This is a genomic window from Bdellovibrio sp. HCB-110, assembly GCF_047323225.1.
Lineage (GTDB): Bacteria > Bdellovibrionota > Bdellovibrionia > Bdellovibrionales > Bdellovibrionaceae > Bdellovibrio.
The window spans coordinates 3,161,580-3,186,355 of sequence record NZ_CP178750.1; the positions used below are offsets into that span (position 1 = coordinate 3,161,580).

Here is a 24,776-nt window from a genome sequence, read left to right on the forward strand (position 1 = left end):
ATTAGAAGTGACTTTAATTTTCTGCGTTGAAGGGGCGTCTCAGTTGGGGACGGATTTTTAGGGGGCGCTACATTTAATGGTGGATTTTTGAGGGTGCGATACAATTTAGGAAGGAGTGTGTGCTTCTATGTCTATTTTTAAGCCCCGCCGTAAAATGATTGTGAACCGCGAGGTTCAATACGATGTTCTTATGTACGTCGGACTTTTCGTGATTGCACTTTTTTTGGTGCAAGTTTTCACGGCCTATCTTTTTATCGATCAGGTGGAGCGTGTCGTGGGCTCGATGTCGGCCCTGGAGTTTATCTCGCGCTACAAAGTCAGTTTTTTAGTTTATCAAATTATTCCGGTGACGTTTTCTTTGGTCATTGGAGTTTATGTTTTTAATCGTTTGACCAGTCGTATCGCCGGCCCTCTTTATAATATGAAGAGAATTTTGCAGAAGGCCCGCAATGGAGAGTTGGAACCCGTGGAAATTAAATTGCGAGAAAATGATTATTTCCACGATGAGATCAAAGACATCAATGTCATTTTAAAAAGAAAATCCAAATAACGAGGCCTTTGGGCCTCTGCCGTGAATCCAGATTGTTCAGTTTGACATTTCTCCTAGACAGACTTTGCATGACAACTCGTGCATGCTTGGGAAAGATTTTGCCCTCTTATCTGACCTCAAGAAAGATAAGAACATCAGGAGGTGCATATGAAAATCCTATTAACTCTACTCTTTTTAGGTTTTTCCCTCTCGGTACCGACTTTTGCCGACGAATCCCTCGACAACACAGCGGCTCCTCAGACGGAAGACACTTACGAAATCATCGTGGGCGATGGTGACGATATAGAAGTTCAGGTGCAGTATCTGAATTACAACTTCGGCCCGACACTTGTGAATACCACAAAATCCGTCAGATTCTTTCTGCGCAATAACGGCCTCTTCCCTTTCCTCATTAATGACATTGATACTGACGGCAATCGTTTTGCCCATCGGGAGAACTGTCCTGGTCTTTTGTGGCCCGGACAAAGATGTTCTATTCGTGTCTTCTTTAGACCCAATCATGTGGGACTTTTCTTTGGACGTTTGGAAGTCGACCTTACTGGCCGCGAAGATACTATCGTGAATTTACGTGGAAGAGGAGTTTGGGGATTTTAACTCCTTCGGACACTAACTAAATACCAACGGGGGAGAATCGGAAGACAGTCTCCCCCGTTCATTTTTGAGAAACATTACAAAACCAAATACGAGGGAGCACCTGCCTTTGTGACGGGTCTTATTCCTAACGAAACTGCAATATCCTTGGAAATCCATAAGTTACAAAGCCGAAGAGAATGCAAACAAATATGAGTTTGCACAAGAGTTGACTCCTCGCGAACCAAATGCGGCATCACCTTAATAAAAGCGCGTTCCGATAAGAAGAGCGATGGAGACAGCTTTCAATGAAGAGAATTTTACTTGTCGAAGATGACAATTTTTTTCGGGCAGCAATTAAAAATATCTTAGGTAAAAAGTACGATGTTCTTGAAGCGAGTAATGGGAAAATGGCACGAGACCTTATAGCGATGAGCCCCCCTGACCTCGTTATTACCGACATTCAAATGCCGCACTTTAGCGGGGTTGAGCTTTTAGAGTGGATCAAAAAATACAAGCCGATGCCCGTAATTCTTATGACAGGATTCTCGCAAATTCTTGAGACTCAACGTGCTCATGAATTGGGCGCCGACGACTTCCTTGCCAAGCCATTTAAAGAAGAAGAACTCACAGAGAAAGTGAAAAAAATCTTCAAGGAAGACGTCGAACTGACAGACGCTCCGGCGGCCTCTCCCCTGGATTTAGACAAGGAATTCTGCAAACTTCCTATCGAAGATTTTATTAATGAACGTGAAGCGGACTATGCTGTCTTTATTCGCGTCTCGGCAACAAAGTATATTAAAATCGCGCATAAAGGCGGAAAGTTACCTCCGGATAAAATCGCCGTCTTTCGTGAAAAGGGCGTGAGTCATCTTTATATTCGCCAAGAAGACTTCTCGAAACTTGTGGGATTCACCGTTCTGATCTCAAAGGCCGTGTCCTCTAGCGGCCAAGTCGAAAAAGCCAAAAAAGTTCGTTTTATGCAGTACACGGGGGAAATGTTGTTACAGCAGGCCTTCGTTCAAGGCACTGATGAAACGCTTTTTAGAAACGCCAAAGACTTTATCACAACCAGTATTGATATCCTTACGGAAGACCAAGAAACTTTTTCTCTTTTAAGTCTTCTGAGCACACACACGGATCACCTCTATGCTCACAGTCTGGGCGTGAGTGTCTTTTCAGTGATGATTGCAAAGCAACTGGGTTGGCAATCACCTCAAACCCTTTTTAAAATTTCATTTGCAGGACTTTTCCATGACATCGGGAAAAAGGAGATTCCTAAGGAAATATTGGAAAAACCACGGTCTCTTCTTTCACAAAAAGAAAGAGCTTTGATTGAAACTCATCCGACTCGCGGTAAAGAGATTCTTGAATCTCTGCGAACAGCTCCTTCTGAAGTCATTCAGGTTGCCTATGAACATCACGAGGACGTTATCGGACAAGGATACCCTCGAGGGCTCGATCATAAAAGAATCCACCCCATGAGCCACATTATTGCCGTGGCGAATGCTTTCTGTAGTTACACGATCCGCGGGCCTAATAATCCGCACCCCCTTAACGCGCCTGAAGCCTTCTTAATGATGAAGAAATTCAAAGAGGCCTCTTTAGATCCACAGTCGTTCGTCGCTCTTTCAAAAGTTATCAGACAGCAGAAAGCCGCTTCATGAATCTAAAAAGTCTTTCCGTTCGCACTCTGGGGAAAATGTCCATTCGGATCACGATCATTATATTGATTATGACCTACGGAGGATATTTACATCTTAAAATGACCATCGAGTCGCGCACCAAACACACTCTCTCGAGCTATAATACGGAACGCGAGGCTCGCGAGAGAATTGTTTTTGAGGACGCTCGGCAAAATCATGAAATTTTACGAACAGAATTTCTTGCGCTCTTTAGAAAATACTTAAAAGACCCGCACCTCGAAGCCAAATATAACCAGCTTGTCAAAGTTCATGATGATGGTGTCTCACGCAATAGAGACGAAAAATTCGACGGCAAAAAAGATTCCGGAATTTTTATTTATTCAAAAAAAGGGATAGATCCATCATTGATGGCGCGAATCTTGGCCGCCTATGAGACTTGCAATCGAATGGGTGTCGCGTATCACTCTCGCTTTCAGGACACGTACTTCACGTTTCCTGAGAACGCGATCGTTCTTTATTGGCCCGAAGAGCCTCTCTGGGCTGCGAACGCAAAGTCAAATCTGAATATTCCCGACGAAGAATACGCCTCTGTTTCGATGCCGGCACAAAATCCCCAGAAAAAAACAACGTGGACAGGGCTTTTCTATGATAAAGTTTCCAAAATCTGGATGGTGACGGGCTCCACTCCCATTTACGATGGTGAGACTTTTTTAGGTTCTGTTCATCATGACGTGATGGTTACAGAACTGGTCAATCGAACGATCAATGATCATCTTAAAGGAGCTCGAAATTACATCGTTCGTACGGACGGTCGTTTGATCGCTCATCCCCAATATCTATCCGAAATCCAAAAACACGATGGAAAGTTTGACATCCACTCCAGCAAAGACCCGGTTCTGCTGACGCAGTTTGCGACTATCTCCAAGAATAGTTCTGACAAAATCACCGACGACCATGACAACTATTTAGCCGTCGCAAAAATCGAAGGTCCCGACTGGTATCTCGTTTCTGAATTTCCCAAGTCCATCGTTCGCAGTGCTGCGATGGAAAACGTGGGATTTCTTCTGGCGGCGGGATTTTTTTCTCTCATCGTGGAATTGATTGTTTTATTCTTTGTTCTACGTCGAGAGGTGTCCGAACCTTTACTTAATCTCATTACCAGCACTAAAATAGTCGCACAAGGGGTCTATGCCGTCTCCCTGGAGAGTTTTTCTAAACGTAATGATGAGCTAGGACTTCTCGCCAAATCATTTAACGATATGACTCATGCTTTGAATGAACGCGACAAAATGCTCGCACGACACAACGAGGATCTGGAATCGTTGGTGGAGCAAAGAACTCTGGAGCTGGATCAACAGAAAGCCATCAACATTCAGGCCTCCAAGCTCTCGGCCCTCGGGGAAATGGCCGGCGGCATGGCTCACGAAATTAATACGCCTTTAGCGACAATTAAACTTTTGACTTCTCAGGCGCAAAGCGAAGTTCGGGGCGATATTCCCGACATGGAAAATCTGGACAATACCTTAACACAAATCGATCGGACCGTGGACCGTGTCGCCAAGATTATTCGCGGTCTGAAATCATTTGCACGAAATGGAAGTGACGACCCCTTCGAACCGACAGATCTTCAAACTGTCATTGAAGACACGATTTCTTTATGTAGTGAAAGATGCAAACTTCATGGGATTGATTTAAGAGTTTTGGTTCCTGATCATCCAGTTCCGGTCCATGCCCGCTCTGTTCAACTCTGTCAGGTTTTGCTCAATCTACTGAACAACTCTCATGACGCTATTGAAAACAAAAAAGAGCGTTGGATTGAAGTTCAGCTTCTGGAGACACAACTCGGTGCTGAAATTCGCGTCACCGACAGTGGCGAAGGAATACCTAAAGAGCTTCGCGAGAAAATTTTTAATCCATTTTTTACGACCAAAGGAGTTGGCAAAGGCACAGGCATGGGCTTGAGTATTTCCCACGGAATTATTCAGGGACATCAAGGCAAAATCACTATTGATGAACTTGCCGATCATACGTGCTTCGTCATTCACCTGCCTAAAATATCGCAGGCAAAATCCGCATAAAAAAAGCTCCGTTCCACGGAACGGAGCCTTCAAGAAGACTACTTATTTCCAGCAAGAAGTTCTTTGATAGAACCCATGGCACCAAGAGCCGTGCTCGCTTCGTATGGAACGAAGACTTTATCGCCGTCCTGAGCAACAAACTCACCAAACTTTTGGATGTAGTCTGTGGCAATCAAGTATTTCGCCGTCAAGTCAGCTTCACCCATTGCGGATTTAACCAGAGTGATGGCTTCTTTTTTCGCATCGGCAACGTTTTTAATAGCTTGCGCTTCACCTTCTGCTCGACGGATCTGAGCTTCTTTTTCACCCTCTGCCAAGTTGATTTGCTCTTGGCGGATACCTTCAGAGCGGGCGATACGAGCTTGCTTGTCACCTTCTGCTTCCAAAACCTTCGCACGACGCTCGCGTTCTGCCTGCATTTGTTTTTCCATCGCGACTTGGATTTCACGCGGTGGAGTGATGTTTCTTAACTCCACACGGTTGACCTTCGTTCCCCACTTGTCAGTGGCTTCATCCAAGATCGTTTTCAGTTTCGCGTTGATCACATCACGAGACGTTAAAGTTTCATCCAGGTCCATCTCACCGATCACGTTACGCAAAGACGTTTGCGCCAACTGCGCGACCGCCAAAGGAAGATTCGCGATTTCGTATGCCGCTTTCACGGGGTCAATCACTTGCACATATAAAAGAGCATCAATTTCAATCGACACGTTATCGCGAGTGATCACCTTCTGGCTTGGAACATCGAAAACTGTTTCACGCAAATCCAAGCGAGAAGACGTCGTCAACACATCATGATCCAACCAGTAAATACGACGAGGCTGATCGAAAAACGGCACCACGAAGTTCAAACCGCTTCTCAACGTGCGAGAATAACTTCCCAGACGCTCGACCACCATACACTCACTTTGCTGAATGACGTAAACCGTCTTTGACAACACCAGTACCGCCAGAGCGACGATGATTAATAAACCTACAAAAGCCAATTCCATATCTACAATGTCCTTTCGACAAATTAATATTCTTAAAATCTATTCTTCATTCAAAGGCTGAACCCATACTTTGTTCCCATCAATTTTCGTGATGGTGACAAGGGTTCCTGGAGCCAATTCTTTTTCAGCATAGCTGCGCGCTTGCCATGTATCTCCGTACCGTTTCACATAACCAGCCTTGCCGGGAGCAATTGTTTCCGTGACCGTAGCCTCGGCACCAATCATTCCCTCTGCGGTGGTTCGCGCTCGCGGGTTGTGAAAAATATCTTTCATGTACTTGCGCACAAGATAGAACGATACGACTTGAAACAAGGCGAAAACCGGAATGATGATGTACAAATTATTTGTAAATACCGCGACTCCCGCAGCTAAAATAAATCCAACTCCGATAGGGAAAACCACGAAGCCCGGGATCACCGCTTCTGCGAGCATCAAGACAATACCAACAACTAACAATTGCAACCAAAGGCCGCTTTGCATAGCGACTTCCATTTTACTTCTCCGTTTTATTCAAATTCTGATTTAAGGGATTTAATTCTTTCAAGGCGAACATCTAAAAGATCTTTCAGCACCTGAACCAACAAAGGTTCCAGGTCTTTGTCCGTTGCGCCCGTATTTGAAACGATTTTTTCGTATAAATCGCGGGTTTTGCGAGTGACCGACAAAGTGATCTTCGTCTCACTGAAATAATCTTCTAAAAGATCCCGGATCAAACCGCTCACGTTGATTTGCGCTTTTGCGAGTCTGTCGTATTGGTCTTCTTCGATAAGAACGCTGATGCGTTTTACGTTTTCAGCCATAAAGCTCCCGTTAATGCATACAAGTATGCATTAATATTACTCAGTATGCAATAATAATATTTAAAGCATACTTAAGGAGCTAAATGGCCGGGAAATTCAAGAACTTAGCTCCATGCCGCCGTCATACGAATCTCACCATGCCCCTTGCGAATTTCACCCAAGCGCCATGCTTTGACTTTGCTCTCTTGCAAGTGGCTGAGAACCGAAGCCGCCTGGTCTTTCTTTACGAGCATGGTAAATCCCACTCCCATATTGAAAGTGCGGAAAAGTTCATCCTTCGGAATGTCGACTCTTTGAAGAATGGGCTTAAAGACCGGAGCCATTTCTTCTGTCTTTGGCCAATACGTGATGTCGTAATCAAAGTTTTCACTCATGCGAGGAATATTGTCGATTCCTCCACCCGTCATGTGAGCCGTCGCTAAAAGAGCTGTTGGAAATTTCTGACGAAGTCGATTAAAGATCTCGACGTAGATTTTTGTGGGCTCAAGAAGCTGCCCCATCAGTTCCGTTTCATCGTCTTTCACGAGCTTTCTTAAAAGAGAGTATCCGTTAGAATGAAAACCACTGGAAGCAAGACCGATAAGAACGTCCCCTTCTTCCATGCGTTTTTCTGTGAACATGTCTTCCGGAGTTAAATCCCCCACGCTGAAACCTGCGAGGTCATATTCGCCATCTTGATAAACGCCTGGCATTTCCGCCGTTTCGCCACCGACAAGAGCCATCCCGGATTGTTTGCAGCCGTCGACCATTCCGGCAATCAACTCTTCACTGACACGAGTGTCGAGTTTTCCGAAAGCCATATAGTCGAGGAAAAACATCGGGCGAGCACCTACACACAAAAGATCGTTCACACACATTGCGACAAGATCAATGCCGATGCCATGATGCTTATCTAGCTTCTGAGCGAGTTTTAACTTTGTCCCTACGCCATCCGTGCAGGAAGCGAGATATTTTTGCTCATTGAGTTTGTAGACCGCTGCAAATCCCCCAATTCCTTGAAGGACCTGATCGTTGAAAGTCGTTGGCACGAGTGTTTTGATTCTATCCACAAATGCATCTGCTTTATGAACGTCCACTCCCGAAGTTTTGTAATCAATCGACTTAGACATTTTTGCTCCTAACTCAGTTTTCAAAAGATATTTTTCGACACTATGCAATTCAAAAAGGTACGGCGTACCTCCCTAGTGAAGGAAGTGGCGTCTTCCTGTAAACATCATCGCAACACCCAACTTGTCGGCTTCGGCAATGACTTCGCTGTCTTTCACGGAGCCACCGGGTTGCACAATGTATTTTACTCCCAGTTTCGCCGCCACTTGAACGGAGTCGGCAAAAGGAAAGAATGCGTCTGAAGCTAGAACGACTTCAGAAACATCTTTGACGCCTTTGTCTTGCAGGCGAGATGTGATGAGTTTTTCAATACAATCAATACGGTTGGTTTGCCCTGATCCCATTGTGAGAAGTTCAAACTCCGGCCCCTCTTGATGGCAAAGTGCAATGGCGTTGCTCTTAAGGTTTTTCACCGCCAACATCGCAAAACCAGCGAGTTTCTTTTTCTCTTCAGCGAAATTATTTTTTGTGACAACTTTGGAATTAGAAAGATCAAAAGAGTCCTGCTCTTGCACCAACATGCCGCCCTCAATAGAGCGGACTTGCCATGCATTTTTGGCTTGAAGACTCACTTCCATCACGCGGCAGTTTTTCTTCAATTTTTCTTTGGCCGTCTCTGTGAATGACGGAGCCAGGATCACTTCGACGAACTTTTCCGAGAAGAAAGACGCCACTTCGTCTGTCACTGGAAAGTTCAAAGCAATGATTCCACCGAAAGAACTTTTCTCATCACCCTTCCATGATTTTTCCAAAGCACGTAGCGGCGTTTCAGCAACAGCCAAACCGCAAGGCGTGTTATGTTTCACAACCACCGCTGTCGGAAGAGCTTTCTCCCCTTGCCAGCTATGTACGTCTTGCAAAGTTTTAAGAGCGAAATCTGCATCCAGATAGTTATTGTAAGACATCTCTTTGCCTTGCAAAGAGCGCGCGTGAGCTAAGCCCTCTTGGAATGGGTCTTTCATTACGAAAGCTTTCTGATGAGGGTTTTCGCCGTATCTCAAGGCTTCACCCGTCGATTGAGTCAAGAAACCAGCGATGGCTAAGTCATAGAAAGATGTCATTGTGTAAACGCGAGCGGCGCATTTTTGGCGAAACTCGAAGCTCGTGGTGCCTTGGTTGGCTTGGAATTCTTTTGTGAACTCGCCGTATTGCGAAGGCTCGCAAAGAACCGTGACGGAACGGAAGTTTTTAGCACCGGCGCGCAAGAGTGTCGGTCCGCCGATATCAATGTTCTCGATACACTCTTCAAATCCTTTTTGTTTTTTCAAAGTTTCATGGAAGGGATAGAGGTTCACGACAACAAGATCAATAGGATCAATACCTAGGTTCGCCGCTTGTACGACGTCTTGGCTGTCTTCACGGCGGTAAAGAAGAGACGACGCAATTTCAAAACTGATCGTCTTCATACGACCTTGAAACGCTTCCCCTTTTCCACTCAGTGTTTCAACGGGAGTGACTTTAAGGCCGGCGTCTTGCAACGCTTTTGCCGTGCCACCACTGGCAATCAGCTCCACATTTTGCGCAGCAAGCGTTTGCGCCAAAGCGATAAGTCCGGTTTTATCAGAGACGCTCAAAAGAGCTCTGCGAATTTGTGTCATCCTTCACTCCTTAAATAGTTCACGGCACTTTTAAAAAATTCCAAGCCCCACGCTTTTCCCTCAAAGGGCAAATGCCAATCATGAAGAGCAGCTTCCGGGTGAGGCATCAAAGCAAAAACCAATCCTGAGACATCACAAACTCCTGCGATTTGCGCTTGGGCTCCGTTGATATTCTCTTTGTATTTCAAAACTGTCTGGTGATTTGCTTGAAGACGTTGAAGAGTTTTTTCTTCCTGGCAAATGAAGCGGCCTTCTCCATGGCGAATAGGAAGAACAAAATCCTTCGGCAAAGTACGAGTCCATATACAAGAAGACTTTTCGTCTTTTTCCAACTCAACCCAGCGGTCAATAAAGTGGCCTTGTTCGTTTTTTACAAGAGCACAGGTTCTTTGAAAATCCGCATCCGGCAAAAGTCCCAAGCGCACCAAAGTTTGAAAGCCATTGCAGATTCCAAGGATGGGATGTTTTTTCACGAATTTTTGCAGTTCTGTCTTTAAAGTATTTTCTAACTTCAACGCAAGAATCTGACCGCTTCCTAAATGATCTCCAAAGGAAAATCCTCCTGGGAAAACCATCGCTTGATAGTCATGCAGACTTTGCGGATTTTTAAGCAGTTCATTGACGTGGACCTTGCAAGCTTCGCCGCCTGCTAAGTCAATGGCCCGAGCCGTTTCATTTTCACAATTGATGCCGTCACCCCAAAGAACAAGAAATTTAGGCTTCGTAGACATTTTGAACTCCTTGCGCCCAAATGTTTTGGATATCTTTTCGTGAAGCCTGCATCGCGCTTCCCGCAAAGTTCCATTCGATCAGATCTGAATCTGTGACTGTGCCAAGATGTTGCGCTTTACCTTGGAAGTGAGATTCAAAGGCCGCTTTCTTTTCTTTAGGAACACTGACGACAAACACCGAGCACGTCTCTGACCAGAGCTGATTCCAAGTGAGTGAATTTAAATTCACTTTCATACCCAGAGCATTGCCGAAACAAGATTCCACCAAAGCTCCCATAAATCCGCCTTCTGAAATATCGTGGCAAGAAGCGAGGAGTTCTTTTTGAATGCCTTGATAAATTGTTTCGTAAAGAACTGCGTTGTCCTGCAAATTTGGATATTCCGGCGCCGTGGGATTTGCATCTTCAAATTCTTGTGACAAAACAGAAGCGCACAAACTTTGCGTCAAATTTCCAACGACGTAAATTTCATCGTCTGATTTCTGAAAAAATCCTGGAACTGTTTTTTCAGCGTCAGGAATTTGACCGATAGCGGTTACTAACAATGTCGGAGGCACAGAAATTTTGACGGTCTCGCCAGATTTTGTTTTGCCGATAAAGTCATTCTTCATACTGTCTTTGCCACTCACAAAGGGAGCCTTGAAAGATTGGGCCGCGTTATAAAGACCTTCACACGCTCGCACCAACTGAGCCATTTTGTGATGAGCATCAGGATTGCTCTGTTTTGCGACCGGATCGGGCCAGCAGAAATTATCCACCAAAGCCATACGCGAAGGATTCACTCCCGTTGCGACCAAATTTCTAACGGCCTCATCAACAGCCTTTTGCGCCATCAAATAAGTGTCATAGTAAGAAAACTGCGGGCACAAACCATTTGAAACCGCGACGGCGTTGTTCGCTTCTCCCCCATGAACGGAGAGATCTAAAACTCCCGCATCATTGGCACCTTGCTGAGTTTTTCCTCCGTAAGGTTTTAAACGAGTCGCACCTTGAACTTCGTGATCGTAGTAACGAACAATGGGTTCACGGGAAGCGACATTCGGCGAGGAAACAACTTGTTTCAAAGCGGTGAGAACTCCTTCGGCTGTCGGTAGAGGCATTTTCATTTTTGGAGTTTCGCGGTGATACTCTTGATAATTTTTAGGGCCTTCATAGTGCGCCTTTAACTTCATTCGGCTTAAACCCTCATGAAGGAAGTGCAACTCTAATGAAGCCAAGGGTTTGTCAGCATAAAGAACTTCAAAGACGCCGCTATCAGTGAATTCACCTAAGACGCTGGCTTCAACGCCCATGTCGTGAGCCAAAGTCAGGAACTGATTTAAGTGCGCGGGTTTTACGGCGTAAGACATACGCTCTTGAGATTCACTAATGAGCATCTCCCAAAATTCCAAGTTATTGTACTTAAGAGGATGCTTGCTAAGATCCATGCGCGCCCCACCCGAGAACTGCGCCATCTCCCCGATGGAAGAACTCACGCCACCAGCCCCGTTGTCCGTGATGGCTTGAATCCATCCGCGATCGCGGGCTTGCAAAGTAAAATCAAGCAGACGTTTCTGCGTGATGCTATCCCCGATCTGCACAACATTGGAGGCGACTTGATCATGCAAAGCTAATGAGCTGAAAGTGGCTCCATGAACGCCGTCTTTTCCAAGACGACCACCAGCCACGACAATCAGATCACCGGGAGCAATTTCTTTTTTCTCGGACGGGCGGCCTTGCACGGTTTTAGGCATCACACCTAAAGAGCCCACAAAGATAAGCGGTTTTGCAGCAAACTCGCTGGCAAAATAGAAACTGCCATTCACTGTAGGAATACCGCTTTGATTTCCGCCCTCTTCAACACCTTGATGAACACCGCGGAAAATAACGCCGGGATCTTTTAAAAGTTCAGGACGCTTCGGAGAATCCGTTGCCGGGAAAAGATCTTTTTTAGAAAGACAGAAGACATCCGTATTAGCGATAGGTTTTGCACCCAAACCACAGCCTAAAATATCGCGATTCACACCAAGAATGCCCGTCAACGCACCACCGAAAGGATCTAAAGCTGAAGGACTGTTATGAGTTTCTACCTTCACGCAGATATTGATATTTTTATCAAAATCAACAATACCGCCATTGTCTTTAAAAACAGAGACAAGATAACCACAGGATTCAAGATCTTTCGTCGCCTTTTGAATATAGCTTTTATAAAGACTTGTGATTTTCTTTGAACCCAAAGCAGGGAAATCACCCGCTTCTTCAGAGTACTCCACTTCTGCCGCAAAGATCTTGTGCTTGCAGTGCTCACTCCACGTTTGCGCTAAACACTCTAGCTCGACCTCTGTGATTTTACCCTGCCAACCGAAACGAGTTCGTTCTTGTTTTATTTTCTCAGAGGCAAAATGAGTGATGATGGTTTGGATTTCTTCATCACTTAAAGCCAGGCCGCGCTCTTGATTGATCTTATTCAGAACTTCTTTGTTCAAATCAAAAAGAAGCAAGTTGCGGTTTTCTATTTTTGGAGACTGCCAGAACACTGAAAAATTCTGCCAGGGATTGTGTTTTTTAAGCTCAGTCCCACGCAGACACTCCACTTTGTTTAAAAGAGGATTTGCCAATGACTGAAACAAAATCTTTTCGATTTGCTTTTGGGAAAAATCACCCTGAATTTCAACTTCCCATCCACTGTGGGCTTCGATACCAAACTCTTGCCAAGAAGTATTAAGTTTAGGTGCGAAAAGCATCAAAGCTTCCGTTGCTGAACGGGCCAAATTGTCTGTCACTCCGGCGAGGAAACGAATTTCTACGTAAGTGGCACCCTCTTTAAATTCAGGAAAGCCGTGTTGAATTTCCTCGGCAACGGGATCAAAAAAGATTTTATCCATCAATGTTTCCAGACGCAGCTCTTTGGCAAGACCCGTCTGCTTTTCTAACAACCAGTACACACGACGCAAACGCAAGTCCGCAATCGGAGCTTCTTTTTCAAAAGCTTTTTTAAGTGCTTGTTCCGCACTGTGATCATAGAGACTTCGTACAGATATTCTTTGCATTACGGATTCTCCTGAAAATAAACGGTCTTTCTTTGCGCTGTTGCCAAAGATTCTAAAAATCCCGTGTAAAGACGATGTTCCAATTCATGAATGCGGGCTTCCCAAGATTCCAAAGACTCTTGCTGAGAAAGCACGATAGATTCCTGGGCTAAAATCAATCCTGTATCCATTCCGTCATCGACAAGATGAATGCTGACTCCGCTGAGAGGCACTTTGTCATGATAAGCGCGAGCAATAGAGTCAACTCCTGGATACGCAGGCAAAAGTGAAGGATGAATATTGACAATCTGAGAAGCTCCACTATGCCACTCAGAAAACTGGTTTAGAAAATCAGGCGATATCAGACGCATATAACCTGCCAAAAAGATCCAATCCACACGATGTTCACGAAGCAGGTTTAAAATCTCTGCTTCGTGAGTTTTGCGATCCTGCTTTTTTTCAACAAGGTAAGTGCGCACGCCCTCTTGCTTCGCTTTTTCTAGAACAGGGGCCGCCACCTTATCTGAAAGAACAAAACTGATCTCGATCTGCTCTAAAGAACAGCTTTTAGCCTTTTTTATTAAGGCCATGGCATTGGAGCCTTTTCCCGATGCAAAGATGGCGATGCGCGGAGGTCTCATTGCCCAATGTCCTCTCTCATATACATTCCTTGAAACGAAATCTTGTGGATATCATTGTAAGCCTGGTCACGAGCTTCATGCTTTGACGTCGCCAAAGCCGTGACACCTAAAACGCGTCCGCCTGAATTCACCAAGTGATTTTGCCGCTCGGTAACCCCGGCGAAATAAAGATCTGATTTTAATTCTTTCAATTCAGGATAAGAAATAGGATTTCCCAAAAGCATTTGCGCTTGAGGATAACCTTGGCTCACAGCCACGACGTGCACGGAAGTTTGCGAAGACAGTTCGCAAGTTTGATTTTTCAACTCGTGAGTGACAGCGGCCACGATCAGTTTTAAAAGATCGCTCTTTACGCGCGGAAGAAGAGCCTGAGTCTCTGGATCTCCCATACGCACATTGTATTCAAGAACAAAGATTCCTTTGTCTGTCTTCATTAAGCCTGCGAAAAGAAAACCCTGGTAAGGCATCTTTTTTGACTCTAAACACGTCAAAGTCTTGGCGAAGATATTGAGAATCGTCTGTTCATCTTCCTTCGTTATAAAGTCACAAGGACTGTAAGCTCCCATTCCACCCGTGTTGGCGCTGAAAGGATCAGGAGTGATACGCTTGTAATCACAGGCCGTTCCCAAAAGAACAAAGTCTTTGCCGTCACAAAGTGCAAAAGCAGAAAGCTCTTTTCCGATCAGACACTCTTCCAACAAAAGAGGATAACCGAACTGACTTCCCAAAGCGTGAACCGCCTCCAAAGCCTTCTCACGACTTTCGCAGACCCACACACCTTTTCCTTGCGCTAAACCATCGGCTTTCACGACCAGAGGTAATGAAAAGTCATGGGTCTCTACGGACTTGATCGCGACCTCAAGAGAATAGCTCACTGTGCATTTCGCCGTCGGAACTTGAGCGTCGTTTAAAACACCTTTACAAAAAAGTTTTGAGGACTCAAGTTCTGCAACTGCTTTAGAAGGAGCAAAACATGGAATGCCTTGTGCTTCCAAGTTGGCCTTGAGGTTCGATAAAATCAAAGCTTCCGGTCCCACAACGACTAAAGAGACGCTCTGCTCAAGACAAAATCTTTCTACAGCTTCGGGAGTCTCGTAAGGTGCACACTGAAAACCCGCTTGCGCCATACCGGGATTCCCTGGACAGACCCAAAGATCCGTCACCAAAGACGACTCTTTAAGTTTTTTCGCAAGAGCGTGTTCTCTTCCACCTTTTCCGACGACAACGACTTTCATAGATTGTTCTCCAAAACCTTCTGCGCTTTTTGATGCCAAAGTTTGAGAGTGAATTCTTCCGAGAATGGTTTTTTTCTTCCAACAAGACCGGCAATTTCGTTAGCCAAAGCTTGATAAAGGAGCGAACTCACTTCCACCTGTTCTTTTGAAAGAGGTTTCGGCGTTTCTTTCAATTCATTGGCACAAATTGCCTTCCAATCCTGGGTTTTTCTTTCTTGTGCTAAATCTTTCGCCTTTTTTACGGCCTCGCTCCAAGATGTGTTTCTATAGAGCTGACGAAGGAATTCTTTAGACAAAGGTAAACCTTCATAAGTCAGTCTCAATTCATCAGGACCGATCGAATCAACAAGAAGGAGCGTCCGTGCTCCTGAGGGGCCTTTATTTCCAAACGCAAATTCTAATTTTCCGTCCCACAACTTCACACCAAAAGACGCAAAGAGTTTATCAAGCTCCATTGCCACGGTTTGAGTTTGCGAGCGCAAGTTCTGCAGCTCCTCATCGGAAAGAATATTCATCTCGGCAATCTCTTGACGAGTGAGATAACGATCCGAGCTTTCAAGTTTTGTCGAAAACTCAATCAATGGCGGCGTGAAGCTGGTCGCGCCCGAAGGCATGACTTGCAAACCGAGGTCTGCCAAATAAGATGGATTTTTCTTAAGACGTCCTTCTAAAGAATTTCCTTGTCCCAAGTGCTTTCTAAAAATCACTTCCAGAGGAACAAGACAGTTCTGCGGAACGTCTTCATAGATAGAATAATCATACTTTCCTTCAATCCACTCTGGGCGAAGAACCGTCACCGATTGAACTTCGATAGAGTTCGCAGCCACCGCAGAAATATAGTGAGAAGGAATTCCCTTTTTTGCCAAGTATTCAAAGAAGGACGCCGCCATCGAAGCCAAAGCTTCGCCTTTATAGGGAATTTCATCTGGCATTTCCCCCCAATCAAAGATCGAGTAGCGGTTGCTGTATTCAAAAACCAAATGAGATTCTTTTTTATAAAGATCTTTAACTGAGCCTTTGTAAATTAGTTCCATGCGCTTTTTCCTGTCTCAACAAGCTTTTTCCACTGCAAAACAAAATTGCCAATATTGTTGGCTCCAACCCAAGCCCCCGCGTGGCGGGCTTTAGCGAAGAAATCCAACGCCAGATTAGAACTTGTCAGCTGTTCTTTTTCACAAAGGAAAAGATTAAGGCCATTCACGCGAGGAAGTTCCCAAGGACTTACGATTTCGCCCAGGCAATTTGCATCTTGAGCCGGACTCCAGACCACTTCAGCTCCACTTTGCATTTGAATTTCGTCCAAAGCTTTTTGAATGGGAGAATAAGATTCTAAATTGCGATTCCAATGCAGATAGATTTTATCTGAAGGAAGATCTTTCCAGCGCAGCAACATGTCTGCGATGGTTTTCGTATTTTCCTCTGTCACCGCCATGACTGGAACGCCTTTGGGCATTTGCACGATAGCTAGGAAAGAATCCAATCCTGCAAACGCACCGTTCACAGCCACACCGAAAACAGGCTTTGTCGTCAAAGAAGCGACCACACCAGGCAAGTGGGCTGCGAGCCCTGCACCAGCCACAAAAACATCCGCGCCACAGTTTTTCACAACATCACGCACGCGATCTGGATCGCGATGGGCAGAAGCCACTTCCATTTTTACATCGCCACATTTTTCTAGGGAACGACATAAAGGACCGTAGACACGCTCATCATTGGCACTGCCAAAAAGAACTTGAATCTTCATAGAGGCACCTCATTCTTACCATCTCCGCCGATATTCATCTTGCGGGTGTTCATAAATTTTTCTGTTGAGACTGGAACCGGGTAATCGCCGTCCAAACAAGCACTGCAAAGATCTGTCAAACCAATGCCTTCTTTAAGACGATTTAAAGGCAAGAAAACCAAAGCATCGACTTCAAGAATTTTTGCCACTTCTTCTTCACTCTTTTTATGTGCAACCAAGGCTTCTCCGTCTGGGAAGTCGATGCCATAAAAACAAGGATGGCGGATCGGAGGACAAGTGCTTGCCAAATAAACTTTTTCAGCGCCCGCATCGCGCAGCAGGCGAATGATTCGCGCCGACGTTGTTCCGCGCACAATGCTGTCGTCGACGAGAAGAATTTTTTTACCGCGAATCTCGCTTTCCACTGGAGAAAGTTTCAGATTCACCATCATTTTTCGCAGCTCTGGTTGATTCACGATAAAACTGCGTTGCACGTAACGGTTTTTAATCAAAACTTCGCGATAAGGTTTTTCCAAAACTTCCGCCAGACGACAAGCTGCCGCCCGAGATGTATCTGGAACTGGGGCGACGACATCAACATCCAGTCCCTTGGCAATACACTCTTCGGCCAAAATTTTTCCTAGATTCAAACGCACCTCATAGACGGGGCGGCCATGCCACTCGGTCTCTGATCCTGCGAAATAAATCCATTCAAACATGCATGGGCGAGCTTTCTTTTCACTTAAGACAAAGGAATGAAGGTTGAGATCACGATCGACTAAAACTAATTCTCCGGGACGTAAATCTCTCCAATATTCAAAGCCCAAACCGAAAAACACCTGTTTTTCAGAGGCAAAACAATAACTGTATTTATCGCCCTTCTTTTTTCGTCCTATTAATAGAGGGCGAATGCCATTGGCATCACAGAATGCAAACATGCCCTGCTCTGCCAACATGCCGATAGCGCTGTAAGCTCCTTGCACCTTTTCGAGAAGTTCCTTCACGGAGGCCGCCAGATTTTCTGGAAGGTTTTGGGATTCCTTGCGAGAAGCTAAGCCCACGGCTGTCATGTGCAAAAGAATTTCCAAATCATTGCGACTAAAAGTCCAGCGCAGCTTGCGATTGCGAAGGTAATCCACAACTTCGTCATAATTCGTGACGTTGCCGTTGTGGATCATACCGATACCATATGGATAGCTTAAGAAAAGTGGCTGTAGGTCTTCCTTATCAACAGTCCCAATCGTTGAATACCGTGTGTGCCCCAAAGCCATAGAGCCTTTAAGACGTTGCATGCGTTCGGTATTAAAAACGTCTTCAACCAGTCCCAAATCTTTTTCTAAATGAAACTGCGAGCGCTCAAAATCATAACTGAGAATTCCAGCAGCGTCCTGACCGCGATGTTGAAGAGCGAATAAAGCGGGATAGAGTTTTTCGCCTGCTTTATCTTCGCCAATCAGACCAACAACTCCACACATCGGCTACACTCCTTCGAAAAATAAAAAAGGCGCCACACGGACGCCTTTAATATTTTTAATATTGATATTCAAATTTTGCTGACACTTCGGGTATTCGGACACACGGAGGGCGTGGAGTCGGGATTTTTCCCCCGGACTGCCTCCCGATGGAGGCCAATAGAGCGATTTTTCCTTAAAGAACAGTCGCTGAGCCATACTCTCTCTTTACGATTTATGAAATAGATGGCCAAGGCTATCGACCGTGACAGAGTTTGGTCAAGAGCCCTAACAGAATCCTAACAATTCAACACAGCTTGGCAAATTAGGTGCGACGGACTAGAGGAACAGCCATCAACGAAGTGACTATACCGATTAAGACAAGGGCCGCAAATGCAGAACCCTCAATCAATCCCGCACGATAGGCAAAGTGCGCTGCGAGAACTTCCATCGCTCCCCGAGCATTTAACAGCACGGCTAAATCCTTAGAGGATTGATGACTTTCTCCCGCCCAGCGCGAAAAAAAGTAGGTTCCCAAACTCTTTGTTAAGATGGCGACAACAAGAAAGCTGATAAAAACCGGGAAGTCGAAGAGTTGAACAATATCAACTTTCCATCCCAAGCCCACGAAAAACAGCGGAGCTAAAATCCACATCTGAAAATTCAATACCGCAGGAGTCATTTGCAGAGTTTTGAAGCGACCGACAACCAGGCCGACAAAGAAAGCAAGAATGATCCAATGGCTCAGAATCCAGGAACCGACCTCTTGCTTTGGCAAAAGGAAAATCAGAAACAACCAGGGAAAGATATCACAAAGACTGGCGAGCGTGATCGTTCGTCTGGCTAAGAGTGTATCGTAAAGACCTTTTTCTTTAAGAAGCTGAATGGCCACCGGCAAAGCGGAAATTCCCATAGCCAAAGCCAAGAAAGTTTTCTGCCCTAAGAGCAAATAACCAAAAATACAGGGAACGATAAAACACCCAACGAAAACGATGGCGTAAAAACGTGCGTCTTTGCGCAGATTCAGAAAACGCATTTCCCAACCTGCAAAAAATAGGAAAAGACCACCGGCAATTTGCGACAAAAGAGAATACCATGATGGTGGAGTCGCATTCATCAACGAAGGACCCAAAGCAATTCCCAATACCAACCAGCCTACAAACTTCATGGTGCTTAATCCTTATTGTGCTTACTTTTCGACTTGCGATAAGCAAACCATGACAGCGAAATAAATGAAAATAAAATCGCCAAAAGAACGTAGATCTTTCCTTCGGTGGTGTCCTCGCGAGCTGACTTGATTCCGAAATAAAAGATCACAACCTTCATAACAAGTGCGGCCTGCACAAGAATCCAGATGTAAGAAAAAAGCTCCCAGAAAATGCGCTGACTTTCAGTTTGCGGCCGTTTTTCTTTTTTTAGTAAACGGACCTCACCCCAATGGCTCAGGTGAAAGTCGCGAACGACCTCCACCCAAGCTTGCTGATAAGCTTCTGTGGAATCTCCCGTCACAGTCGACGCCAGCTTTCGGGCTGCGATAGCACGGAATTGATCGATGGAGGCCTGACTCCACGATCCTCCCGCACTTTGCCACAGATCTTGGGCCATGGACTTTTCAAGCTGATTGAGGAAAGCCTCTCCATCTGGCGACGGCTGACGATGCTGTTTGAAGTCTTCCAATATTGAAGTGCCCATGTGGAAACTTGTAGCGCAAAAACTCGGCTCTGACAACTTAAGCAATGGGGAAGGCCTTGCCCTTCCCCGAAAAATAATTTTATCTATTTTCTACGATAATTAAAGTACGCCATTTCACGGCACGAATAGGTCTGCCGAAACGATCCCGTGATACCATGCCATTTTGATTCACAATCGGAACCAAGCCACGTCCTTCTTGAAGAATTCGTCCGTAAATATAAGAAGCATCGTTTCGATGCAGCCGAACACATCCCCCAGAGGCGCGCCATCCGAGTTCTTTATAATGACCCGGAGTTGTCGCATGCGCTGCCACTCCTCCATTAAAAAATACACTGAACTCCATGGGAGCTTGCCATGTTTCCGACCAAGCATTGCGAATCAAAGTGTAGGGATAGTAGTAGCCGACAGGAGTCCCGGTAAAATAAGTTCGACCGCTTTTCGCCGTTTCCCATTGTTCCCGTCCTGTGGAAACCTTCCACTCAGCGACAAAGTAACCATTCTCATAGACCTTCATTCTTTGCGCTCCGGGTCCCCACGCTTTTTTGTTAATCACTAGAACGATCGGAAATTCGTTGAAGATATTCAGGGCCTCAACCCTATTGATGTCGTCGATACTTAAAACATCGGCACTGTAGATGGTCGCAGGGAGCCCGAGTTCTTGCGAGATCTCGTCGGGCGCCATGATCTCTTCGGCTCTTGCACTGAGTGCTACAACGAACAACAAGAAGGATAAGGTTATTAATCTCATGAGTCCCTCCTCATTTGTTTATTTATTTTCCCTGTTTTTACTGTAAACCTCCGGGAATTGAGGTCAATGCGCGAAATAAATGACAGTGCTTTAGAAATTAATATCCACGCTCAAAGTCACGCCGGGATTGACAGCGAAATTTCGACTTTGCGAGAAATCCAAGTTGGGAATAAGGCGATATTCCAGCATTTTTTTATAGAGGATATGATGCCACGTCGTCGAAATATTGTAGTTGTCGACCTGGTAATTTGGCCTGTTCTTAAAAGTCACAAAGATGTTATAGGCCAAAGACATTTTTGTGTTGAACTTCTGCCCCAAGGACAGACCATTGGTCACAGTGTAGTAATGAGGACGGCTTTGGTAATCACCCTCGTTAATCAGAGTGAACGAGTACATATTGGTTAACTCCCAATTGAAGTTGATCGCCTGAAATACGCCGGCCCCTTTGCTCGGAGTCGCATAAAATTCCAACTCGGGATTGATCCGATAGCGTCTTCTTTCAGCCATACTTTCAAACTTCAAAGAATGGGAAATCGCAGGAGTTCCCTCGAAAGTGATGCGCGGTCGGAAAGAAGTTCTCACTTCACCTAATTTTTTAAAGAGACCGACCGAGGCACCGATATTTCTTTCTCTCGGAGATTGTCGCAAATACTTATCCCGGGCACTTCTTTCTTCGCTTTCATCGTAGCTCGTAAAAGTCAGTTGCCAATACTCTTCGACATTGGGAAGTCGTAAATCGACATTAAAGTTCAATGCGCCCGAAGTCCCATCGGCCTCGTTATAAAATCCCGAGCTCTCTAAAGTGACGGACGTTTCATTGGGCTTCTTGGTGTATCGCTCCCCCGCAAGAAAAACATCCAAGCCGTCCGCAACACCATCAAACCATTCCGAAACATCGATATTTCGACGGATCATTGTTTGCTCAAAGGTTTCAGGAGCGCCCGGAGGAAGTTCTTCAAAGGCGTATTCTTTGGCGAAAGAAGAAGGAGAATAGAGAGCCGCCAGTAAGGCCAAAATGACTTGGAGCCTAACCATCCCGCAAACTCGAAGATTTAATTGTATTTTTCTGCCCAAAAAACTTAATCTCCCTACATGGTCCACTGTAAACTGATTCTTTGTATCTTGTCCTTTATTTTGTTGTTTCCTTTTGCGGAGAAAGCGCAAGCTTACACACCGCAAAGAGGAAATGTTCATACCATCCTTGGGCCTTACATCTTTAAAACGAACTATGATAGTGAAGGTGCAGATACCGCTTACAATCCTGACGGTCTTTATTGGGTTATTTTGGGTGATGTCAGTGATCGCGGCAGCCTTGAAATCACCACCATCTTTATGAATAAAATGTTCTACCGCCGAGACAGTGGTTACGTCATTGGAGAACGGGCCCAGGTCGTACACGTCTCGGCTGGCTATCGTCGTTGGATTCATTCCCGTCTGAGCGCCTCTATGTCCCTGTACACTTCTTACCCTCTGGGTGATTCTGAAAAAGTGTACAATACTTTTCCGGTAGGTCAGGAAGTCCCCACTTACGCACAAGAAAATGCAGAAACCGGACTTGATTTCGGTCTTCAAGGGGAACTTTGGAGTCGAGGACGTTATGCTCTGGTTCTTGAAACTCGCTACTCTTGGGCTTTGACAAAAAAGCACGATGAATTTTCTGATCAGTATGCAGCAGCCCTTGCGGTTAGATATTTCTTCCAAGGCCAAGACACGCCTCGCGAATAGTTAGCTAACACTGGCCCCGTCCAAAATAACAGGAATGAAATTTCCTTTTTACCCCAAAAGGACGCAGCCTTATCTTAAGGGGGTTTTTATGAAAACACTTTCGTTAGTAACTTCCTGCACGTTTCTTTTTGCGCTTTTGTTTGCCATTCCTACAAATGCATCTATCGATAGCTTAGAACTTTCGGGACCAGAAATGGTGTCCACAGAAAGCACCGACACTATGAAATTGGTAGACGCCGCCAATTACTGTCGGACCCTAAATTCTATTTGCGAAGTCAAAGCCGATGGATCGGTTTGCTCAGGGGAATCATTTACAGGATGGCGTTTGCCCTCTGCCGACGAACTGGGTTGGTTTTTAGGTCTTTCGAAATCTGAAACCTATTTATGGACACGGACACAGTACACCGAACTGGATAAATATATTATTTTAGCTCTTTCTGATGGATCATGGGGATGGGCCGGATTTGCTGCTGACGTGAAAGCCCGATGTGTAAAATAAGGGGTCAACAATGAATGTAAAAGACAACGAGATCAAAGGTCTTCTGGAAAAATATAAAAAGTTTGCCGTCTATGGTTTGAGTCCTGACTCCACCAAAGCGAGCCACTATGTTCCCGTCTACATGCGTGATCACGGCTGGCAAATGGTTGGCACTTATCCCAAACCCCATGAAGCCAATGGATTTCAAATCTATAAAAGTCTGAAGGATGTGCCCGCAGAATACAGAAAATTTGTCGACGTATTCAGAAGCTCCGATCGCATTCCCGAAGTCGTCGATGAAGTTCTTGCCGTTGGCGGAGTTGAAGTTCTGTGGCTGCAATTGGGGATTGCAAATCCTGAGGCTGAAAAAAGAGCGGAGGCTGCTGGCATTAAGGTCGTCTCAGACCGCTGTTTGATCATTGAACACAAACGTTTCTTTTAGCTCAAATACAAAAGCCTCACTTCGCAGTGAGGCTTTTTCTTTATTCTTTTTAAAAATCTTTTAGTAAGACTTCGCGAAAAGAACCCATTTCGTCGCTGGTTTCCCAGAGAAAATACAGTTTCCTTGAACCGCTTCTTGTTTCAAAGGAATGCAACGTGGAGTGACTTTAAGTTTCGCCAACAACTCGTGCCCAATACCCTCTTCACACCATGGAACCATGGCAAAACCAGGGGCTGAAGCTTCGTCACCTTTAAAGTGGGCTTCAAACTCCGGCAAAGAAGTGATGCGTTTGATGTTCTCATCGCGGAATTTTTTAGCTTTCTCAAAAAGACCGTCTTGGATCTCTTGCAAAAGGCTCGCGATATTGCCAACAAAGGCCGCTCTAGTTTGTGACGTCTTTTCTTTAGGACCACGGTCACGACGACCGACGAAAACTTCGCCCTTCGCCATATCACGAGGGCCCACTTCCACTCTGAGTGGCACGCCTTGCTTGATATATTGCCAAGATTTTTCACCACCGCGCATATCACGATCGTCAACTTTCACTCTTACAGAAGAACCTGCATAGCTTTGTTGCTTAAGATCTTTTGCCAGTGATTGAACGTATTCCAAAACTTGCGCTTTTTCTTCGTCATTGCGATAGATCGGAATGATCACAACATGCAATGGAGCAATTCTTGGTGGAACCACAAAACCATTGTCATCACTGTGGGTCATGATCAAACCGCCGATAAGACGAGTTGAAACACCCCAAGATGTCGTCCAAGCAAACTCTTCTTTGCCTTCCGCGCTCAGATATTTGATCTCGGATGCTTTAGCAAAGTTTTGCCCCAAGAAATGCGATGTCCCTGCTTGCAAAGCTTTACGATCTTGCATCAATGCCTCAATCGTATAAGTGTCAACGGCCCCTGGGAATCTTTCATCCGGCGTTTTCATACCTTTAATAACTGGCATCGCCATGTACTGCTCTGCAAAGTCCGAATACACATCCAACATTTGCAAAGTCTCTTCTTGAGCTTCTTTCGCCGTCGCATGAACAGTGTGACCTTCCTGCCAAAGGAACTCGGCAGTACGAAGGAACATGCGCGTGCGCATTTCCCATCTCATTACGTTACACCACTGATTCACCAAGATTGGTAAATCACGGTAAGACTTCACCCATTTAGCGAATTGGTGACCGATGATTGTTTCACTCGTAGGACGAATGATCAGAGGTTCTTCCAACTCTCCGTCTGGAACAAGCTTGCCATTGCCATCGCCTTTAAGACGGTGATGAGTTACAACTGCACACTCTTTTGCGAAACCTTCAACGTGAGCGGCTTCTTTTTCCAAAAAGCTCAATGGAATAAGCAATGGAAAATAAGCATTCACATGGCCCGTGTCTTTAAACATGCGATCCAAAACAGCCTGCATGTTTTCCCAAACTGCATAACCCCAAGGCTTGATCACCATGCAACCACGAACGGGAGAATTTTCCGCCATATCGGCTGCAACGATCACTTGTTGGTACCACTCAGGGTAATTTTCGGAACGTGTTGGGGTAATTGCTGTATCTGCCATCT

The 24,776-nt window shown here is 45.3% G+C and carries 24 protein-coding genes; 7 read left to right on the forward strand and 17 right to left on the reverse strand.

All coding sequences use genetic code 11. The features are described 5' to 3' along the window. Positions 1-127: 127 nt before the first annotated feature. The 4 genes from ACL934_RS15055 to ACL934_RS15070 all read left to right on the forward strand — a co-directional run bounded on the left by ACL934_RS15055 (position 128) and on the right by ACL934_RS15070 (position 4,844). Positions 128-550 carry a HAMP domain-containing protein gene (locus ACL934_RS15055; protein WP_374074773.1) on the forward strand — a complete coding sequence of 141 codons (423 nt, stop codon included), beginning with the start codon at positions 128-130 and terminating at the stop codon, positions 548-550. 147 nt (positions 551-697) lie between these two features. Next, a complete protein-coding gene (locus ACL934_RS15060; RefSeq protein ID WP_374074775.1) occupies positions 698-1,144 on the forward strand; it encodes a hypothetical protein in 447 nt (148 codons plus the stop codon). A 284-nt stretch (positions 1,145-1,428) separates the two neighbouring features. Next, entirely contained in the window at positions 1,429-2,787 is a 1,359-nt protein-coding gene (locus ACL934_RS15065; RefSeq protein WP_374074777.1) for an HD domain-containing phosphohydrolase, read from the forward strand. Continuing rightward, complete coding sequence (locus tag ACL934_RS15070; RefSeq protein WP_374074779.1) at positions 2,784-4,844, forward strand: sensor histidine kinase; 2,061 nt, start codon at positions 2,784-2,786, stop codon at positions 4,842-4,844. Before ACL934_RS15065 ends, ACL934_RS15070 begins: the two co-directional genes overlap by 4 nt. A gap of 38 nt (positions 4,845-4,882) precedes the next feature. Here the strand turns inward: ACL934_RS15070 and ACL934_RS15075 are convergent, their stop codons facing one another. The 16 genes from ACL934_RS15075 to ACL934_RS15150 all read right to left on the reverse strand — a co-directional run bounded on the left by ACL934_RS15075 (position 4,883) and on the right by ACL934_RS15150 (position 21,604). Next, on the reverse strand, positions 4,883-5,836 hold the full coding sequence (locus ACL934_RS15075; RefSeq protein WP_374074781.1) for an SPFH domain-containing protein: 954 nt from the start codon (positions 5,834-5,836) through the stop codon (positions 4,883-4,885). A gap of 39 nt (positions 5,837-5,875) precedes the next feature. Continuing rightward, positions 5,876-6,328 carry an NfeD family protein gene (locus tag ACL934_RS15080; RefSeq protein WP_374074783.1) on the reverse strand — a complete coding sequence of 151 codons (453 nt, stop codon included), beginning with the start codon at positions 6,326-6,328 and terminating at the stop codon, positions 5,876-5,878. 14 nt (positions 6,329-6,342) lie between these two features. Beyond that, positions 6,343-6,636: a hypothetical protein gene (locus ACL934_RS15085; RefSeq protein ID WP_374074785.1), complete on the reverse strand. Its 294-nt coding sequence runs from the start codon at positions 6,634-6,636 to the stop codon at positions 6,343-6,345. A 104-nt stretch (positions 6,637-6,740) separates the two neighbouring features. Further along, positions 6,741-7,745 carry a phosphoribosylformylglycinamidine cyclo-ligase gene (gene purM, locus ACL934_RS15090; protein WP_374074787.1) on the reverse strand — a complete coding sequence of 335 codons (1,005 nt, stop codon included), beginning with the start codon at positions 7,743-7,745 and terminating at the stop codon, positions 6,741-6,743. Between the two features lie 72 nt (positions 7,746-7,817). After that, complete coding sequence (gene purH, locus ACL934_RS15095; RefSeq protein WP_374074789.1) at positions 7,818-9,341, reverse strand: bifunctional phosphoribosylaminoimidazolecarboxamide formyltransferase/IMP cyclohydrolase; 1,524 nt, start codon at positions 9,339-9,341, stop codon at positions 7,818-7,820. After that, positions 9,338-10,072: a phosphoribosylformylglycinamidine synthase subunit PurQ gene (locus ACL934_RS15100; RefSeq protein ID WP_374074791.1), complete on the reverse strand. Its 735-nt coding sequence runs from the start codon at positions 10,070-10,072 to the stop codon at positions 9,338-9,340. The genes purH and ACL934_RS15100 overlap by 4 nt, the downstream gene beginning before the upstream one ends. Further along, a complete protein-coding gene (locus ACL934_RS15105) occupies positions 10,056-13,100 on the reverse strand; it encodes a phosphoribosylformylglycinamidine synthase subunit PurL (protein WP_374074793.1) in 3,045 nt (1,014 codons plus the stop codon). Before ACL934_RS15105 ends, ACL934_RS15100 begins: the two co-directional genes overlap by 17 nt. Next, on the reverse strand, positions 13,100-13,720 hold the full coding sequence (purN, locus tag ACL934_RS15110; protein ID WP_374074795.1) for a phosphoribosylglycinamide formyltransferase: 621 nt from the start codon (positions 13,718-13,720) through the stop codon (positions 13,100-13,102). Before purN ends, ACL934_RS15105 begins: the two co-directional genes overlap by 1 nt. Beyond that, positions 13,717-14,955 carry a phosphoribosylamine--glycine ligase gene (gene purD / locus ACL934_RS15115; RefSeq protein WP_374074797.1) on the reverse strand — a complete coding sequence of 413 codons (1,239 nt, stop codon included), beginning with the start codon at positions 14,953-14,955 and terminating at the stop codon, positions 13,717-13,719. The genes purN and purD overlap by 4 nt, the downstream gene beginning before the upstream one ends. Further along, positions 14,952-15,989, reverse strand: coding sequence for a phosphoribosylaminoimidazolesuccinocarboxamide synthase (locus tag ACL934_RS15120; RefSeq protein ID WP_374074799.1), 1,038 nt, complete (start codon positions 15,987-15,989; stop codon positions 14,952-14,954). Before ACL934_RS15120 ends, purD begins: the two co-directional genes overlap by 4 nt. Further along, positions 15,980-16,699 carry an AIR carboxylase family protein gene (locus ACL934_RS15125; RefSeq protein ID WP_374074801.1) on the reverse strand — a complete coding sequence of 240 codons (720 nt, stop codon included), beginning with the start codon at positions 16,697-16,699 and terminating at the stop codon, positions 15,980-15,982. Before ACL934_RS15125 ends, ACL934_RS15120 begins: the two co-directional genes overlap by 10 nt. Beyond that, a complete protein-coding gene (gene purF, locus ACL934_RS15130; protein ID WP_374074803.1) occupies positions 16,696-18,153 on the reverse strand; it encodes an amidophosphoribosyltransferase in 1,458 nt (485 codons plus the stop codon). Before purF ends, ACL934_RS15125 begins: the two co-directional genes overlap by 4 nt. A gap of 301 nt (positions 18,154-18,454) precedes the next feature. Then, complete coding sequence (locus ACL934_RS15135; RefSeq protein WP_374074805.1) at positions 18,455-19,297, reverse strand: cation:proton antiporter; 843 nt, start codon at positions 19,295-19,297, stop codon at positions 18,455-18,457. A gap of 5 nt (positions 19,298-19,302) precedes the next feature. Further along, positions 19,303-19,821: a hypothetical protein gene (locus ACL934_RS15140; protein ID WP_374074807.1), complete on the reverse strand. Its 519-nt coding sequence runs from the start codon at positions 19,819-19,821 to the stop codon at positions 19,303-19,305. Positions 19,822-19,900: 79 nt separating this feature from the next. Further along, entirely contained in the window at positions 19,901-20,569 is a 669-nt protein-coding gene (locus tag ACL934_RS15145) for a L,D-transpeptidase (RefSeq protein ID WP_374074809.1), read from the reverse strand. 90 nt (positions 20,570-20,659) lie between these two features. Beyond that, entirely contained in the window at positions 20,660-21,604 is a 945-nt protein-coding gene (locus ACL934_RS15150) for a hypothetical protein (protein ID WP_374074812.1), read from the reverse strand. Positions 21,605-21,691: 87 nt separating this feature from the next. Here ACL934_RS15150 and ACL934_RS15155 point away from each other — a divergent pair, with 87 nt between their 5' ends. The 3 genes from ACL934_RS15155 to ACL934_RS15165 all read left to right on the forward strand — a co-directional run bounded on the left by ACL934_RS15155 (position 21,692) and on the right by ACL934_RS15165 (position 23,214). Further along, positions 21,692-22,294, forward strand: a complete 603-nt coding sequence (locus tag ACL934_RS15155) for a hypothetical protein (RefSeq protein ID WP_374074815.1) — start codon at positions 21,692-21,694, stop codon at positions 22,292-22,294. Positions 22,295-22,382: 88 nt separating this feature from the next. Continuing rightward, positions 22,383-22,793 (forward strand): hypothetical protein, encoded by a 411-nt coding sequence (locus ACL934_RS15160; RefSeq protein WP_374074817.1) that lies wholly within the window; start codon positions 22,383-22,385, stop codon positions 22,791-22,793. A 10-nt stretch (positions 22,794-22,803) separates the two neighbouring features. After that, complete coding sequence (locus ACL934_RS15165; protein WP_374074818.1) at positions 22,804-23,214, forward strand: CoA-binding protein; 411 nt, start codon at positions 22,804-22,806, stop codon at positions 23,212-23,214. A gap of 60 nt (positions 23,215-23,274) precedes the next feature. Here ACL934_RS15165 and proS read toward each other — a convergent pair whose 3' ends face one another. After that, entirely contained in the window at positions 23,275-24,774 is a 1,500-nt protein-coding gene (proS, locus tag ACL934_RS15170) for a proline--tRNA ligase (RefSeq protein ID WP_374074820.1), read from the reverse strand. Positions 24,775-24,776 lie beyond the last annotated feature (2 nt).

What these genes read in the sequence shown, in the direction of transcription:
- ACL934_RS15160 (WP_374074817.1), top strand. Translation starts at nt 22,383, where the DNA reads ATGAAAACACTTTCGTTAGTAACTTCCTGCACGTTTCTTTTTGCGCTT.
- ACL934_RS15165 (WP_374074818.1), top strand. Translation starts at nt 22,804, where the DNA reads ATGAATGTAAAAGACAACGAGATCAAAGGTCTTCTGGAAAAATATAAA.
- ACL934_RS15065 (WP_374074777.1), top strand. Translation starts at nt 1,429, where the DNA reads ATGAAGAGAATTTTACTTGTCGAAGATGACAATTTTTTTCGGGCAGCA.
- proS (WP_374074820.1), bottom strand. Translation starts at nt 24,774, where the DNA reads ATGGCAGATACAGCAATTACCCCAACACGTTCCGAAAATTACCCTGAG.
- purH (WP_374074789.1), bottom strand. Translation starts at nt 9,341, where the DNA reads ATGACACAAATTCGCAGAGCTCTTTTGAGCGTCTCTGATAAAACCGGA.
- purN (WP_374074795.1), bottom strand. Translation starts at nt 13,720, where the DNA reads ATGAGACCTCCGCGCATCGCCATCTTTGCATCGGGAAAAGGCTCCAAT.
- ACL934_RS15145 (WP_374074809.1), bottom strand. Translation starts at nt 20,569, where the DNA reads ATGAGATTAATAACCTTATCCTTCTTGTTGTTCGTTGTAGCACTCAGT.
- ACL934_RS15055 (WP_374074773.1), top strand. Translation starts at nt 128, where the DNA reads ATGTCTATTTTTAAGCCCCGCCGTAAAATGATTGTGAACCGCGAGGTT.
- ACL934_RS15080 (WP_374074783.1), bottom strand. Translation starts at nt 6,328, where the DNA reads ATGGAAGTCGCTATGCAAAGCGGCCTTTGGTTGCAATTGTTAGTTGTT.
- purF (WP_374074803.1), bottom strand. Translation starts at nt 18,153, where the DNA reads ATGTGTGGAGTTGTTGGTCTGATTGGCGAAGATAAAGCAGGCGAAAAA.
- ACL934_RS15105 (WP_374074793.1), bottom strand. Translation starts at nt 13,100, where the DNA reads ATGCAAAGAATATCTGTACGAAGTCTCTATGATCACAGTGCGGAACAA.
- purM (WP_374074787.1), bottom strand. Translation starts at nt 7,745, where the DNA reads ATGTCTAAGTCGATTGATTACAAAACTTCGGGAGTGGACGTTCATAAA.
- ACL934_RS15070 (WP_374074779.1), top strand. Translation starts at nt 2,784, where the DNA reads ATGAATCTAAAAAGTCTTTCCGTTCGCACTCTGGGGAAAATGTCCATT.
- ACL934_RS15085 (WP_374074785.1), bottom strand. Translation starts at nt 6,636, where the DNA reads ATGGCTGAAAACGTAAAACGCATCAGCGTTCTTATCGAAGAAGACCAA.
- ACL934_RS15150 (WP_374074812.1), bottom strand. Translation starts at nt 21,604, where the DNA reads ATGGTTAGGCTCCAAGTCATTTTGGCCTTACTGGCGGCTCTCTATTCT.
- ACL934_RS15135 (WP_374074805.1), bottom strand. Translation starts at nt 19,297, where the DNA reads ATGAAGTTTGTAGGCTGGTTGGTATTGGGAATTGCTTTGGGTCCTTCG.
- ACL934_RS15075 (WP_374074781.1), bottom strand. Translation starts at nt 5,836, where the DNA reads ATGGAATTGGCTTTTGTAGGTTTATTAATCATCGTCGCTCTGGCGGTA.
- ACL934_RS15120 (WP_374074799.1), bottom strand. Translation starts at nt 15,989, where the DNA reads ATGGAACTAATTTACAAAGGCTCAGTTAAAGATCTTTATAAAAAAGAA.
- purD (WP_374074797.1), bottom strand. Translation starts at nt 14,955, where the DNA reads ATGAAAGTCGTTGTCGTCGGAAAAGGTGGAAGAGAACACGCTCTTGCG.
- ACL934_RS15060 (WP_374074775.1), top strand. Translation starts at nt 698, where the DNA reads ATGAAAATCCTATTAACTCTACTCTTTTTAGGTTTTTCCCTCTCGGTA.
- ACL934_RS15140 (WP_374074807.1), bottom strand. Translation starts at nt 19,821, where the DNA reads ATGGGCACTTCAATATTGGAAGACTTCAAACAGCATCGTCAGCCGTCG.
- ACL934_RS15100 (WP_374074791.1), bottom strand. Translation starts at nt 10,072, where the DNA reads ATGTCTACGAAGCCTAAATTTCTTGTTCTTTGGGGTGACGGCATCAAT.
- ACL934_RS15125 (WP_374074801.1), bottom strand. Translation starts at nt 16,699, where the DNA reads ATGAAGATTCAAGTTCTTTTTGGCAGTGCCAATGATGAGCGTGTCTAC.